This window comes from Cognatiyoonia koreensis, assembly GCF_900109295.1.
GTDB classification, from domain to species: Bacteria; Pseudomonadota; Alphaproteobacteria; order Rhodobacterales; family Rhodobacteraceae; genus Cognatiyoonia; species Cognatiyoonia koreensis.
Genome location: NZ_FOIZ01000001.1, coordinates 520,012 through 533,778, shown reverse-complemented (window position 1 = coordinate 533,778; position 13,767 = coordinate 520,012). Strand labels below are relative to the sequence as shown.

General features: G+C 57.7%; 15 protein-coding genes. 4 read left to right on the top strand and 11 right to left on the bottom strand.

All coding sequences use genetic code 11. From position 1 onward, the window contains the following. Positions 1-3 precede the first annotated feature (3 nt). From nusB to BMY44_RS02625, 4 genes are all read right to left on the bottom strand, one after another. Positions 4-471 (bottom strand): transcription antitermination factor NusB, encoded by a 468-nt coding sequence (gene nusB, locus BMY44_RS02640; protein WP_089989933.1) that lies wholly within the window; start codon positions 469-471, stop codon positions 4-6. Continuing rightward, entirely contained in the window at positions 468-995 is a 528-nt protein-coding gene (locus BMY44_RS02635) for a 6,7-dimethyl-8-ribityllumazine synthase (protein ID WP_089989930.1), read from the bottom strand. Before BMY44_RS02635 ends, nusB begins: the two co-directional genes overlap by 4 nt. Then, positions 995-2,125, bottom strand: a complete 1,131-nt coding sequence (gene ribB, locus BMY44_RS02630) for a 3,4-dihydroxy-2-butanone-4-phosphate synthase (protein ID WP_089989928.1) — start codon at positions 2,123-2,125, stop codon at positions 995-997. Before ribB ends, BMY44_RS02635 begins: the two co-directional genes overlap by 1 nt. Positions 2,126-2,289: 164 nt before the next feature. Then, positions 2,290-2,886: a riboflavin synthase gene (locus BMY44_RS02625; protein ID WP_089989925.1), complete on the bottom strand. Its 597-nt coding sequence runs from the start codon at positions 2,884-2,886 to the stop codon at positions 2,290-2,292. A 146-nt stretch (positions 2,887-3,032) separates the two neighbouring features. Between BMY44_RS02625 and BMY44_RS02620 the strand changes: the two genes are divergently transcribed. The 3 genes from BMY44_RS02620 to BMY44_RS02610 all read left to right on the top strand — a co-directional run bounded on the left by BMY44_RS02620 (position 3,033) and on the right by BMY44_RS02610 (position 7,722). After that, on the top strand, positions 3,033-4,319 hold the full coding sequence (locus tag BMY44_RS02620) for a capsule biosynthesis protein (RefSeq protein ID WP_242650467.1): 1,287 nt from the start codon (positions 3,033-3,035) through the stop codon (positions 4,317-4,319). A gap of 262 nt (positions 4,320-4,581) precedes the next feature. Then, positions 4,582-5,712 carry a polysaccharide biosynthesis/export family protein gene (locus BMY44_RS02615; protein WP_479723314.1) on the top strand — a complete coding sequence of 377 codons (1,131 nt, stop codon included), beginning with the start codon at positions 4,582-4,584 and terminating at the stop codon, positions 5,710-5,712. 3 nt (positions 5,713-5,715) lie between these two features. Then, entirely contained in the window at positions 5,716-7,722 is a 2,007-nt protein-coding gene (locus BMY44_RS02610; protein ID WP_089989923.1) for a capsular polysaccharide biosynthesis protein, read from the top strand. Here the strand turns inward: BMY44_RS02610 and ribD are convergent. The 4 genes from ribD to BMY44_RS02590 all read right to left on the bottom strand — a co-directional run bounded on the left by ribD (position 7,719) and on the right by BMY44_RS02590 (position 10,180). Beyond that, the gene (gene ribD, locus BMY44_RS02605) at positions 7,719-8,795 is read right to left on the bottom strand and encodes a bifunctional diaminohydroxyphosphoribosylaminopyrimidine deaminase/5-amino-6-(5-phosphoribosylamino)uracil reductase RibD (RefSeq protein ID WP_089989921.1); all 1,077 of its coding nucleotides are present in this window, start codon (positions 8,793-8,795) and stop codon (positions 7,719-7,721) included. The two genes, BMY44_RS02610 and ribD, sit on opposite strands and share 4 nt — an antisense overlap. Then, positions 8,792-9,259, bottom strand: a complete 468-nt coding sequence (nrdR, locus tag BMY44_RS02600; protein ID WP_089989918.1) for a transcriptional regulator NrdR — start codon at positions 9,257-9,259, stop codon at positions 8,792-8,794. Before nrdR ends, ribD begins: the two co-directional genes overlap by 4 nt. Before the next feature lie 221 nt (positions 9,260-9,480). After that, positions 9,481-9,891, bottom strand: coding sequence for a secondary thiamine-phosphate synthase enzyme YjbQ (locus tag BMY44_RS02595; protein ID WP_089989915.1), 411 nt, complete (start codon positions 9,889-9,891; stop codon positions 9,481-9,483). Positions 9,892-9,910: 19 nt separating this feature from the next. Beyond that, a complete protein-coding gene (locus tag BMY44_RS02590; protein ID WP_131801560.1) occupies positions 9,911-10,180 on the bottom strand; it encodes a hypothetical protein in 270 nt (89 codons plus the stop codon). A gap of 181 nt (positions 10,181-10,361) precedes the next feature. On the opposite strand from BMY44_RS02590, the gene BMY44_RS02585 reads away from it, so the two are divergent. Next, positions 10,362-11,036, top strand: coding sequence for an SDR family oxidoreductase (locus BMY44_RS02585; protein WP_089989910.1), 675 nt, complete (start codon positions 10,362-10,364; stop codon positions 11,034-11,036). Here BMY44_RS02585 and BMY44_RS02580 read toward each other — a convergent pair whose 3' ends face one another. Genes BMY44_RS02580 through rpoD form a run of 3 tightly spaced genes read right to left on the bottom strand, consistent with a single transcriptional unit; the run spans position 11,037 to position 13,763 of the window. Next, positions 11,037-11,315, bottom strand: a complete 279-nt coding sequence (locus tag BMY44_RS02580; protein WP_089989908.1) for an HlyU family transcriptional regulator — start codon at positions 11,313-11,315, stop codon at positions 11,037-11,039. Positions 11,316-11,345: 30 nt separating this feature from the next. After that, positions 11,346-11,750 carry a hypothetical protein gene (locus tag BMY44_RS02575; RefSeq protein WP_089989906.1) on the bottom strand — a complete coding sequence of 135 codons (405 nt, stop codon included), beginning with the start codon at positions 11,748-11,750 and terminating at the stop codon, positions 11,346-11,348. Positions 11,751-11,783: 33 nt separating this feature from the next. Further along, positions 11,784-13,763, bottom strand: coding sequence for an RNA polymerase sigma factor RpoD (gene rpoD, locus BMY44_RS02570; protein WP_089989905.1), 1,980 nt, complete (start codon positions 13,761-13,763; stop codon positions 11,784-11,786). Between the last annotated feature and the right edge of the window lie 4 nt (positions 13,764-13,767).

Sequence of the window (13,767 nt, the reverse complement as noted above, 5' to 3'; positions counted from 1 at the left end):
GGATCAGAACGCGTCTGGCACTGCTTCGTGGGCCATATGATCCAGTACGGCATTGACGAAACGCGGCTCCTTGCCTTCGGGAAAGAACGCGCCCGCGATATCGACGAATTCGACGATCACGACCTTTGGTGGCGTTTCACCGATCAGGATTTCGGCGGCTGCGGCGCGGAACAAGCCGCGCAATGTCGGATCAATGCGGCCCAGCGGCCATTTCGCAACAAGCGCACGGTCCGTCAGCTGGTCGATTTTGGCCTGTTCGTCGACAGCCTTTTCCATGAGCGCACGAAATGTGTCGACATCACCTTCCTGCATTTCGATATCGTCGAACACCTCGCCAAAGCGATGATCTTCGAACTCGCGCATGACCTGATCGACGGTTTGCCCCGAAAGCTCCATCTGGAACAACGCCTGTACTGCGTAAAGCCGGGCGGCAGATTTCATCTTGCGCCGCTGATTTCCCGAAATGGTCATACGGTATCGCCACCCTTGGCCAATAGCTGAGAGGTAAAGCCGACGCCTTTGCCGGCATTGCCCCATTTGCGGGCCAACGCGATCAAATGCAAGGCCGCTGCCGCAGCACCGCCGCCTTTGTTCTGATCCTGCGGATCGGCACGCACCTCGGCCTGTTTGCGGTTTTCGACAGTCAGGATTCCGTTGCCGATGCACAGCCCTTGCAAGCCCTGCAATTGGATCGCGCGTGAACTGTCATTGCATACCGTGTCGTAATGTGTGGTCTCACCCCGGATCACGCATCCCAGGGCGACGTAGCCGTCATAGTTGCTCATTCGCTCGGCAATCCCGATTGCCGTCGGGATTTCAAGTGCGCCCGGCACCTCGACAACCTCATGCGTGCCGCCCGCCGCTTCGATTTCAGACTGCGCACCTGCGACCAGATTGTCCGCGATGTCCTTGTAGTAAGGGGACACGACGATCAGGATCTTGACCGGCTTGTCAAATTCCGCCCGCGGCATAATGTAATGCGATGGTCCAGCCATTAGCCGATCTCCGAGATTTTGCGCGTACCGATGATTTCCAGCCCATAAGCGTCAAGCCCCACGATTTTCGGCTTGGGAGAGTTGGTGAGCAATTCGATCTCGTGCAGGCCAAGCGAAGACAGGATCTGCGCGCCGAGCCCGTATTGGCGCAAAGTGCGGGGCGACGCCTCTTCCACCGTATCAAGCTCCATATGGACATCCCGCAGCAAGACCAGCACGCCCCGTCCTTCTTGCGCGACAAGGGTCATCGCATCGCCGAACTCGTTGCGCCGCCCCTTGGGGCCAACGCCGACGACATCAAGCATCGGGTCCATCGCATGCATTCGCACCAGCACAGGTTTGCCGTCTGCAATGTCGCCCTTGATCAGGGCGATGTGTTCCGCGCCCTGCGTTTCATCAGAGAAAATGCGGAGTTCCCATTCGCCACCAAATTCAGACGTGATGGTTTCGGTCGATTTGACCCGCACGAGGTTGTCGTGGCGGCGGCGATAGGCGATCAGGTCCGAAATCGTGCCGATCTTCAGCCCGTGCAACTGGGCAAAGCCGACCAGATCGGGCAGCCGCGCCATTTCGCCGTCTTCCTTCATGATCTCGCAGATCACGCCCGACGGGTTCAACCCGGCCAGCCGGGAAATATCAGTCGCCGCTTCAGTATGGCCGGCGCGCACCAACACGCCGCCATCACGTGCGCGCAGCGGAAAGACATGGCCGGGGGTTGCGATGTCGACCGCACCTTTTGACGCATCAATGGCGACGGCGACGGTGCGCGCGCGGTCATGGGCGGAAATTCCGGTCGTGACACCTTCGCGGGCTTCGATGGAGACGGTAAAGGCGGTTTCGTGGCGCGATGAATTATTGGTGGCCATCAACGGCAGTCCCAACGCCTCGATCCGCTCGCTTGGCAGCGTCAGGCAGATCAGGCCGCGCCCGTGCTTGGCCATGAAGTTGATCGCATCAGGCGTGGCCATCTGTGCAGGGATGACCAGATCACCCTCGTTTTCGCGGTCCTCGTGATCGACAAGGATGAACATGCGCCCATTGCGGGCATCCTCAAGGATGTCCTCGATCGGGCTTATCGCATCCGACCAGTCCATTTCGACGGGTCCCGGAGTCTCGTAAGTGTTGGTCATAGCGCGTCCTTGCAGGGCTTCCTGCGCAGATAGCCGAGGCGACGCTTGAAGAAAAGACCGCCGATCAGAAACGTCGCGCCACACCCCGTTTTTCTTTGTCCAATCAAACTTCCGCCGGAGGCCCCGGCCGGCCCAGATGCGGACCGCACGAAAAACTGGACGCGTCAGGCGTATTCGCGCAGGCGCGCAACATAGCGGGCCATTGTGTCGATCTCCAGATTGATCAAATCACCGACCTGCGTCTGGCCCCACGTTGTCTGCGCCTTTGTATGGGGGATGAAATTGATGCCGAATTCACGCCCTGCCACTTCATTCACGGTCAGCGAAGTCCCATCCAGCGCGACCGATCCCTTCGGGGCGATGAACCGCGCGAGCGGTTCGGGGGCGCGGAAAGTGACCCGTGTACTGTCGCCTTCGTCGCGCATCGCCACGACCTCGGCCACACCGTCCACATGGCCCGATACGATATGGCCACCCAATTCGTCACCGACCTTCAATGCGCGTTCAAGGTTCAAGGGGGTGCCGACCGACCAGCGCCCAACATTAGTGGCCCCGACGGTTTCTGCGGAAATCTGGACATCGAACCAGTTTTGCGGTGTATGCCCCAGTGCGATAACGGTCAGACAGACACCGTTGCAGGCGATGGACGCCCCAAGATCGATGCCGTCAACATCATAGGTGGTGCCGATCCGGGCGCGCAGATCGCCTTTCTGTTCCAGCTCTAGAACCTTGCCCACATCCGTGATGATGCCCGTAAACATGACGTTATCCTTTCAAAGTTACCCCTGACGTAGCGGGCTAGATCGGGGCAGACAAGCCACAGACACTCGCCATTCTGCGCACGCTGCCATATTTCTGCCCGCAAGACCTGCCAACTACGTATGGTTAACTCGAAAGCTGTTTCCTCGTGACCGATCCGACGATCCGCCACTTTCTGTTTCTGCAAGGTCCGCACGGGCCGTTCCTGCACCGTCTGGCAAAGATGCTGCGGGCCGCTGGCAGTCAAGTTTCGCGCGTCGGGTTCAACGCCGGTGATCGCGCCTTCTGGTTCGGCGGTCCGGGATACATCCCCTATCGCGGCAAGGCCGAAGACTGGCCGGACACCTTCGCCGAAATCGTACAGGATCAGGGCGTTACCGATATCGTTCTGTACGGTGACACAAGGCCGATTCACGCCGACGCCATCGATATTGCCCGCCAAAAGAACATCCGCGTTCACGTCTTCGAAGAAGGGTACATGCGTCCGTTCTGGGTCACCTACGAACGCGGTGGTACCAACGGCAACTCGCGCTTGATGGACCTATCAATCACAGACATGCAAAAAGCGCTCGCGCTTTCCGATCTTGAAGTGCCGACACCACCTGCCCATTGGGGTGACATGCGCCACCATGTCTTCTATGGCGCACTTTATCATTGGTTCGTCATGTTCCGGAACCGTGATTACCGCAACTTCATACGCCACCGCGAATTGCCCGTCGCCGTCGAAGCCTGGCTTTACACGAAACGCCTGTTGCTGATGCCCTTCATCTCACTTGACCGCATGATTGCGCAATGGCGCATCCGGCACGGCGGCTTTCCTTATCATCTGGTGCTGATGCAGCTGGAACATGACAGCAGCTTCCAGATGCACTCCCCTTTCACCCGCATGGGCGAATTCATCGAAGTCGTGATGGAAGGGTTCGCCAATGGCCCACCACGCCATCACCATCTTGTCTTCAAGGCACATCCTTTGGAAAACGGGCGTAGCCCTGTGCGGCAGATCATTCGCGAACATGCCAAGAAACATGGCGTTTCGGATCGCGTCCATTACGTGCGCGGTGGCAAACTTGCGCGTCTTCTCGATCACGCGCGCACGGCCGTGACGGTCAATTCCACCGCCGGACAACAGGTACTCTGGCGCGGCATCCCATTGAAAGTGTTCGGCAAGGCGGTCTATTCCAAACCGGAATTCGTGTCCGAGCAACCGCTGACTGAATTCTTCGCCAATCCTTCGCGTCCTGACAGCCGAGCCTACAAAGACTATCGTCGCTTCCTGCTTGAAACATCGCAAGTGCCCGGTGGCTTTTATGCTGCACGCGGACGGCGACAGTTGATGCGGCAAGTGGTCGACATGATGCTTGCCGACGAAGACCCCTATGACGCATTGGCTGCGGGCAAGGTGCCGCCACGCCAGCCCCTGAAGGTCGTGAACTAGGTGGCGCACCTGCGCCCCCAATTGTGACCTGGCATCCTGCCAACCCCCAACGCGATTGTTGACGTGCTTGACTGTCCACCTACACCACCTTGCGTGCGTGTAAATCACCGACCACTATCCCTAGCGCCGGTTTGCAAACCCGCAACACCCATTGTCCCCATTTCCGAACCAATGGGACGGAGTCCTCGCTTTAGTGACCGGATTCCCGTAGTTTAAAAGAAAAACCTGAGGCAGAATAATAACAGGTCGAGGAGACCGAGCAGTGATAACCCTGACATTGCGCTTTGCAAAAGGCGCGGCCCTTGTGGTGACCCTTGGCCTGACGGCCGCGTGTGGTTTGCCCTCTTCCGGGCCGAACAAATCCGACATTTTCTCTGGCTCCGTGATGGAGCAAGGCGATGCATTCGTCCTGACAGTTGATGATCGTGTAAACCGGATCGCATCTATCACGCCGGCGCTTGGCTTTGCCGCGGGTTTCCGCAACGCAGGTATTGTTGGCTCTGACACGATCAATGCTGGCGATGTGCTGGGCCTGACCATCTGGGAGAACGTCGACGACGGGCTTCTGGTGCCGACGGGACAGAACGCCACGGTTCTTGAAGAAGTGCAGGTCGACGGCTCTGGATTTATCTTCGTGCCTTATGCAGGCCGCATCCGCGCAGCCGGCAATTCACCCGAAACGATCCGCCGTATCATCAGCGAAAAGCTGGGGGAGCAGACACCGGAACCGCAGGTGCAGGTGCGCCGCCTTGCCGGTGACGGTGCCACGGTATCCATCGTTGGTGGCGTGAACGCCCAAGGTGTCTATCCGATTGAACGTCCGACGCGCACACTGGCCTCTATGCTGGCAGCCGCTGGCGGCGTGGGCGTTTCACCTGAAATCGCCAAAGTCACAGTAGTGCGCGGCAATCATTCCGGCTCGATCTGGTTTGAAGATCTTTACGATCATCCGGGTCACGATATTGCCCTGCGCGGCGGCGACCGTATTTTCGTTGAAGAATCAACGCGCTACTTTACGGCCTTGGGTGCGACAGGGGCGCAGGACCGCGTGCAGTTCGAAAGCCAGGCAATCAGCGCCATCGAAGCCATTGCACAGGTCGGCGGTCTGAACACAAACCTCGCCGATCCAACCGGTGTCTTTGTCTTCCGCAACGAGCCTGAAGCCATTGCGCGTCAGCTGCTGGGCCGTGATGACATCATCGGTACACAGCGAATTGTGTATGTCCTTGATCTGACACGGCCGAACGGCGTCTTCATGGCGCGTGACTTCGCGATCCGCGATCAGGACACTGTCTATGTGACCGAAGCGCCGTTCACACAGTTCAACAAGACGATTTCCGCGATCACAGGCACATTGTCCGCCGCTGCTGGCGTCAACAACATCGTGCAATAACCTGTGGGCGACAACCCGACATCAGCCGTCGCAGGGGACACTCTGCGGCGGCTTTACGTTTATAACGGCGGATTTCTGACGCAAAAACGGATCCGCCGCGTCCTGACGCTCGCGGGTTACGATATCCGTTTGGGCAAGCCCGGTGACGGTGATGCCATCGGCGTTTGGGGCCATTCCCCAACCGCCCCGCGTGGCGAAATGGTTGCCGAAAAGACCGACGCACCGATCATCAGAGTCGAGGACGCTTTTCTGCGCTCTGTCCTGACAGGACGGGACGGTGATGCCCCACTGGGCCTGCATATCGACAAGAACGGTGTGCATTTCGACCCCGGAACAAGATCAGACCTTGAACAACTTCTGGCCGAACACCCGCTGGATGACACAGCACTGCTGAACCGCGCCAAAGACGCCATCGCAGATTTGCAACGGCTCCACCTGTCGAAATACAACGCCTTTGACCCCACGGTGCCGGCCCCTGCCCCCGGCTATGTAGTCGTGATCGACCAGACCCGCGGCGACGCCAGCATCAAGGCCAGCGGTTGTGACAGCAATACGTTCAAGGAAATGCTCTATTACGCGCAGTCGGAACATCCTTCTGCGCGCATTATCATCAAGACACATCCCGAAACGCGCGCGGGACACCGCGAAGGGTATTTCAAGGATACCGATTGCACCGATCGCATCAGCCTGATGGTCGACGCGATATCACCCTATACATTGCTCGAAGGGGCCATCGCGGTTTACACCGTCTCCTCTCAGATGGGCTTTGAAGCGATCCTCATGGGGCATAAGCCGGTCGTTTTCGGGCAGCCGTTCTACATCGGTTGGGGGCTTAGTGACGATCGCAAGCCACTTGACCGCCGGCAGCGCAAATTGACCCGGGCGCAGCTATTTGCGGCGGCAATGATCCTGTATCCGGTCTGGTACGATCCGTATCGCGACCGGCTTTGCCAGCTTGAAGATGTGATTGCCACGCTTTGGGCACAGGCACGGGCATGGCGCGACGATCATCAGGGCTTGGTCGCCGCTGAAATGTCGCTTTGGAAGCGGCGTCACCTGCAGGCTTTCTTTGGCAGCGTCAAAAAAGTCGTATTCGGAGAGCATCAGAAAGACGGCAGACGAATGATGATCTGGGCCAGCAAGGCGATGGACATCGGCAATGCCTTGCGGCTTGAAGACGGTTTCATCCGCTCACGCGGGCTTGGGGCCGATCTGATTGCGCCGCTCTCACTCGTCCTTGATGATCTCGGGATCTACTACGACCCGTCGCACGAAAGCCGCCTGGAACGTTTGATTGAAGCGTCGGTCACTTTACCGAATAGTGCACGGCTGCGGGCAGAGAAGCTGGTGCGCAAGCTCAGCAACGCGCGGCTATCGAAATACAATGTTGGCGAAACTCGAAACCTGTCTTTGCCGATGGGCCGCCGCATCCTAGTGCCAGGTCAGGTCGAAGATGATGCCTCGATTTTAAAAGGATGCAGCGATATTACGACCAATGCTGCCTTGCTCGACGCTGTCCGCGCGGCAAATCCTGCGGCCGTGCTGGTCTACAAGCCGCATCCAGATGTCGAGGCCGGTCTACGGGATGGTGATGTACCCCATGCTGCAGAGATCGCGGATGTCGTTCTGACCCAAACGGACGCGATCACGGCAATCGATGCCGTAGACGAAGTCTGGACGATGACGTCGCTCATCGGATTTGAAGCCTTGCTGCGCGGGAAGAAAGTCACCTGTTTCGGCACGCCGTTCTATGCGGGCTGGGGCTTGACGGACGATCGCGCCATGCCAGTGACACGCCGCGTTGCGACGCCCGATCTGACCGCGCTGGCCCATGCCGTGCTGATTGACTATCCGCGTTACTTCGATCCGGTGACCCAGATGCCCTGCCCGCCCGAAGTCGCCGTTGATCGTCTTGCTGACGACGATCTGCCCAAACCCGGCGCAGGAAATCGGACTTTGGCGAAACTGCAGGGACTGTTTGCAAGTTACGCTTATCTTTGGCGTCGCTAGTCCTTTGGTGTGGCGGGCCGCCAGCAGGTCAACACGTCGGGACCAACCGCTTGTATCCCGGTTCTTACGAAACGCGGCGCGTCATCCATCGTGTCTACGCCAATTGCTTGCAATGACGGCGTGCCGTCAGCACCAATGGCACAGCCGGCAGTGAACACGACGAGTTCGTCCACCAGCCCCGCCTGCAAGAGCGATGCGCCCAACGTGCCGCCGCCTTCGCAAAAGACACGCGTTATTCCACTCTCTGCAAGCGCCACCATGACGGCCCTCAAGTCTTTCGGGTCTTGTGCAAAGGTGTCCGCTCCACGGTTTTGCCAGCGCAGCGGGTCCACATCCGGGCGATGGAACAGCCAGACCGGCTGCTCGCGGGCAGTTGCCGCAATGTGCAACCCGTTCCGCAGGTCAAGTTTGCCTGACAGCACGATGCGGACCGGCTGGGGAACCGTCCCCATGCCGCGCACATTCAGCATCGGGTCATCCGCTTCTACCGTGCCCGCACCCACCATCACGGCATCGTGCCGCGCACGCATTGCATGGACGACACGGCGCGACTGCGCGCTGGTGATCCACTGGGAATGGCCCTGATGTGTGGCGATACGGCCGTCCAACGTACTGGCCAGTTTAAGGGTCAAGAAAGGGCGCTGCTGTGTAACCTTCTGGAAGAATCCCTGATGATCCAAATCCGCTTCGGCCTTGCGACAGCCGATGTCGACCGGGATACCAGCTGAGCCCAGCATCGCAATACCTTTGCCCGCAACCCGCGGGTCCGGATCACCTGTCGCAATGACCACGCGCGCGACGCCCGCGTCGATCAGAGCCTGCGCGCAAGGTGGGGTTTTGCCGTGATGGGCACAGGGTTCAAGGGTGACATAGGCTGTCGCTTCCTTTGCATTGCCGGCCTGGGAAAGCGCGATCGTTTCCGCATGCGGGCGGCCACCATCACCAGTCCAACCGCGTCCGAGCACGACACCGTCGCGCACGAGAACACATCCGACTGCCGGGTTCGGCCAGACCCGCCCCATGCCGCGCCGCCCCAACGACAGGGCGAGCGCCATAAAGCGGGCATCACTCACGTTTCAGTTTTGGTATCGGGCCGCAATTCGCTGACGAATTTGTCGAAATCGTCGGCCGCCTGGAAATTCTTGTAGACACTGGCAAAGCGCACGTAAGCCACAGTGTCGATCCGGGCGAGGCTTTCCATCACGATCTCACCGATTGTAGTGGACGGAATGTCGGTTTCACCCATACTTTCAAGGCGCCGCACGATCCCGGAAATCATCTGGTCCATCCGTTCGGGTTCAACAGGACGTTTCTGAAGCGAAATACGGATCGAACGTTCCAACTTGTCACGGTCGAAATCTTCACGCCGTCCGTTTGATTTTATGACAACCAGATCACGCAATTGCACGCGTTCGTAAGTCGTGAAACGGCCACCGCAGGCCGGGCAGAAACGGCGGCGACGGATTGCAACATGATCTTCGGCCGGCCGTGAGTCTTTCACTTGTGTGTCGACGTTTCCGCAGAATGGGCAACGCATAGTCCTGTCCTCTTCGTATCCCGTCTTGGGTATGCTCCCAAGTTATCCACAGGCACTATAGGAGCCTGCGCACAATTTGGGTAGTGCCTTTCGTTCGCTACCAAATGGTGTGGCGTCAGGGACTCGGGTGCAATGTCTGAGAGCGGCGATCATGCTTGAGGCTGATCTGATCCGTCCTTGGAGACGCGTCCATTCCCCTGCGCAAAAGGGCCATTGTCGGTTTAGTCACCAGCCATGTGCGCCACAACGCACCTGTGGTGCGGACGGTCACGATGTTCGAAAAGGTAAATCCCTTGCCAAGTTCCAAGCAGCAACTCGCCATTCTGAACAGGAATTGACAAGCTGGTTGGCATCATTGCCGCCTTGATATGGGCCGGCATGTCATCTGGACCTTCATAAGTGTGCGTTAGATAGCGCATTGCAGGGTCGGTTGTCGGCGGCACCAGCCGTGCAAAGAAATTTTGCAGATCGGTCTGGACCTCAGGATCTGCGTTTTCCTGAATCACGATAGAACAAGAGGTGTGCTGCACAAACAATGTCAGCAGGCCGGACCCCGATACCCACTGTGCAACTTGGGCTGTAAATTCATAAAGGCCGGGACCGTCTGTCGGAACCGTGAACGTGGTCTGCATCCCTGTAGAATGGGCAGGCTTACTCTGCTTCGCAAGTGGCGAATTCGCCTTCGCTCTCTCGCGCTTCGAGCGGCATCGACAAGCCCAACGCCGTGGCCAAGACCGGTGTCACGCTCAACGCGCATATACCGTCCTGATGGTCCGCCGTCGCGCCCATGAGAACGTTGATCCGCTCGACCACCGAAATTTCCATGTCTGTCGTTTCCGGCCCGACAGCATAGGCCTGAGCGGCCGGAGCAAGCGACACTGTAAGTGTCGCGATCGCAAATGTCATACGGAGTCTGGTCATGTGCATTTCCTTTGTATCCCTTTGATGTGGCCCGCGCCCTGCCGCAAGGCAACCATGTGAAACCGCTTCTCACGTGTTCGTTTTCGCACATGAGCGTGGTGTGATGGATTGTTACAGGACGGAACAAAGCTGAACGCGATCGGTTCCCTTGCGCATTACGCCAGAGCGAAAGGAAATCATCATGGCCAGCAAGACATTGTTCATCACGGGTGCATCAAGCGGGATCGGGGCGGCCACAGCACATGCCGCAGTGAAGTCCGGATGGAACGTCGGTCTGTTTGCCCGCAGTGCTGACAAGGTGAAAGAACTCGCTGACAACCTAGGCGATGCGGCGATTGCGCTTCCCGGCGATGCAACTGATTACAGCGCGCAACTGCGCGCCATCGAAAAGCTGAAGGAAGCCTATGGATCGATAGACGCCGCCTTTGCCAATGCGGGGATGGGCGTAGACAATCCGGGGGCTGAAGAAGGTGATCTGGACGAATGGGAAAAGGTCGTTGATCTAAACGTCATGGGTTTGCTCAAGACGGTCAAGGCGACCCTGCCGCATCTGAAAGACAGCAAGGGACACATTGTGCTGACAGGATCAGCCGCGGGCCGTATCCACCTATCCGGGTCTGTCTACGGAGCCACCAAATGGTTCGTCCACGGCTTTGGCGGGAATCTTGCGCAAGAAATGAAAGAATGGGGCGGGCGCTGCACCGTCGTCGCCCCCGGCATGGTGAATACAGAATTCTTTGATGAGCCAAAGCCCGGCAAACTGGAAGCCGAAGACGTTGCAAATGCGGTCATGCACGCACTGGATGCGCCAGAGCGCAACAACATCCGTGAAATCTTTCTGATGCCGCGCGAGTGATCAGCGGCTGAACAGCTTGTCGCCCTGTTCGTCGATCATCTGCTTTGATTTACGCACACAGGTCGCGACAGCTTCGTCGTAATCGTTGATGGTGTCTGCGCGGATCAATTGATGGGTCTGCGCGGCACCATCGACAGTTTTGGTAATCGTTGCCCCAATCCGATAGCCGCCGGGTTCTTTCATCGGGGCGGGTGTGATTGTGAAGTCTTTGTAGGTTTCTTGTGCGGCAGCGTGAGGTGTTTTCGGGCCACCCCCGAAGAGTTTTGAAAGAATGCCCATCCTAGTCCCCCTTACAATTGGCTCTTCTTGCTAAAAAATTTGACTAGATACAAAGATAGCAGTGCCTGACAAGAAGAAAACCAACCCGATGAATGGGCCCTCCCAAGAATCTGAGGCGTAGCGCGAAGGATCGTCGGGATCGATCATCAATGGGTACTTGCTTCCTTCACTTTTCATTGTGGTTTCGTTTATCACTGCATTGTAGCGCAACCCTTTGTAAGTATACATTAATCGAAGCGTTGGCGGATCACCGCTTTCGTATTCTTCGACAGTCGCATCGCATGGCACCCAATAGCGCCCCCGCAAATAATTCTGAAGTAGAAGACCAAGCCCGACCAACCCGAACCCCAATGGTAAGATTTGGGTCGGTCGGTCAAAAATAAGCGCTGACACAAGCCCGATGGCAATAATCGCGCCACCACCGGCAAGCAGCATTAAATATAGCCAGCGCCCCTTCAAAGCGGCAGTCTACTGATCCAAGAACGACCGCAGTTTGCGCGACCGGCTTGGGTGCTTGAGCTTGCGCAGCGCCTTGGCTTCGATCTGACGGATCCGTTCGCGGGTGACGCTGAACTGCTGACCGACCTCTTCCAGCGTGTGGTCGGTGTTCATGCCGATGCCAAAGCGCATGCGCAAAACGCGTTCTTCGCGTGGTGTCAGTGACGCCAGCACACGGGTTGTGGTTTCCTTCAGGTTTTCCTGAATGGCGGAATCCAGCGGCAGGATCGCGTTCTTGTCTTCGATGAAATCGCCAAGCTGTGAATCTTCTTCGTCGCCGATTGGCGTCTCCAAGGAAATCGGCTCTTTCGCGATCTTCATGACCTTGCGCACCTTTTCCAGCGGCATCTGCAGCTTGGCTGCCAATTCCTCTGGCGTGGGTTCGCGGCCGATTTCGTGCAGCATCTGACGACCGGTGCGGACCAGCTTGTTGATGGTCTCGATCATATGGACCGGGATACGGATCGTACGGGCCTGATCGGCAATCGAGCGCGTGATCGCCTGACGAATCCACCAGGTCGCGTAGGTGCTGAATTTATAGCCGCGGCGGTATTCGAATTTATCGACCGCCTTCATCAGGCCGATGTTACCTTCCTGAATAAGATCAAGGAATTGCAGGCCACGGTTCGTGTATTTTTTCGCAATCGAAATAACGAGACGCAGGTTCGCTTCGACCATTTCCTTCTTGGCCTGCCGCGCTTCTTTTTCGCCCTTCTGGACCTGCTGCACGATGCGGCGGAATTCTGTGATGTCCACCCCGACATACTGACCAACCTGGGCCATGTCGCCACGTAGTTCTTCGATTTTGTCTGTCGAGCGTTCAATCAGCATCTGCCAACCACGACCTGGCTTTTCCGCGATTTCATCCAGCCAGTTCGGGTCAAGTTCGCGACCACGGTAGGCTTCAATAAATTCACGACGGTTAATACGGGCCTGATCTGCCAGTTTCACCATGGCGCTATCGATCGACATAATACGCCGGTTGATCCCATAAAGCTGGTCGATCAACGCGTCGATCCGGTTGTTGTGAAGGTGTAGCGAATTCACCAGCTCAACGATTTCAGAACGCAGCTTCTGGTATTTCTTTTCCGCCTTGTCAGAGAAGGATGAATCCTCATTCAGGGTCGCGGACATCCGCGCATCCTGCATGTCCGACAATTTCGAAAAGTCCCGCGCGATCAGGTCCAGCGTTTCCAGCACACGCGGCTTGAGCGCGGCTTCCATCGCGGCAAGCGACATATTCGCTTGATCGTCATCGTCGTCGTCATCTTCTTTCGCGATGGGGTTCCCATCCGCGTCCAGTTCCTGGGTCTCTTCCTTCTTGGGTGCATCGGTGTCTGTGACCGGTGCGACGACTGGTTCGTCGACGTCGTCTTCACCCAGCTGGTTGCCAAAGGTCGTTTCAAGATCGATGACATCGCGCAGCAAAATGTCTTCGGATAGCAATTCGTCGCGCCAGATCGTAATCGCCTGGAATGTCAGCGGGCTTTCGCACAGCCCGAGGATCATCGTGTTGCGGCCGGCCTCGATCCGTTTGGCGATGGCGATTTCGCCCTCGCGCGACAGCAATTCGACGCTGCCCATTTCACGCAGATACATGCGGACCGGGTCGTCTGTGCGATCCAGCTTTTCGGTTTCACCCGATGACAGCGCTACTTCGCGCGCACCAGCAACAGTGGCGACGGCTGTCCCACTCTGGTTTTCCTCGACCTCCTCGGATTCTTCTTCCTCAGTGACCTGAATGCCCATTTCCGACAGCATCGACATCACGTCCTCGATCTGGTCAGAGGAAACCTGATCCGGCGGCAATACCGCGTTCAACTGGTCGTATGTGATATAGCCCCGTTCACGCGCATCAGCGATCATCTTCTTGACGGCGGCCTGGCTCATGTCGAGCGAAGCATCATCACTATCAGAATCTTTGCGGTCGTCGTTGTCCTTCGCGGCCATCGGC

What these genes read in the sequence shown, in the direction of transcription:
- nusB (WP_089989933.1), bottom strand. Translation starts at nt 471, where the DNA reads ATGACCATTTCGGGAAATCAGCGGCGCAAGATGAAATCTGCCGCCCGG.
- BMY44_RS02635 (WP_089989930.1), bottom strand. Translation starts at nt 995, where the DNA reads ATGGCTGGACCATCGCATTACATTATGCCGCGGGCGGAATTTGACAAG.
- ribB (WP_089989928.1), bottom strand. Translation starts at nt 2,125, where the DNA reads ATGACCAACACTTACGAGACTCCGGGACCCGTCGAAATGGACTGGTCG.
- BMY44_RS02625 (WP_089989925.1), bottom strand. Translation starts at nt 2,886, where the DNA reads ATGTTTACGGGCATCATCACGGATGTGGGCAAGGTTCTAGAGCTGGAA.
- nrdR (WP_089989918.1), bottom strand. Translation starts at nt 9,259, where the DNA reads ATGCGTTGCCCATTCTGCGGAAACGTCGACACACAAGTGAAAGACTCA.
- BMY44_RS02595 (WP_089989915.1), bottom strand. Translation starts at nt 9,891, where the DNA reads ATGCAGACCACGTTCACGGTTCCGACAGACGGTCCCGGCCTTTATGAA.
- BMY44_RS02590 (WP_131801560.1), bottom strand. Translation starts at nt 10,180, where the DNA reads ATGACCAGACTCCGTATGACATTTGCGATCGCGACACTTACAGTGTCG.
- BMY44_RS02585 (WP_089989910.1), top strand. Translation starts at nt 10,362, where the DNA reads ATGGCCAGCAAGACATTGTTCATCACGGGTGCATCAAGCGGGATCGGG.
- BMY44_RS02580 (WP_089989908.1), bottom strand. Translation starts at nt 11,315, where the DNA reads ATGGGCATTCTTTCAAAACTCTTCGGGGGTGGCCCGAAAACACCTCAC.
- BMY44_RS02575 (WP_089989906.1), bottom strand. Translation starts at nt 11,750, where the DNA reads ATGCTGCTTGCCGGTGGTGGCGCGATTATTGCCATCGGGCTTGTGTCA.
- rpoD (WP_089989905.1), bottom strand. Translation starts at nt 13,763, where the DNA reads ATGGCCGCGAAGGACAACGACGACCGCAAAGATTCTGATAGTGATGAT.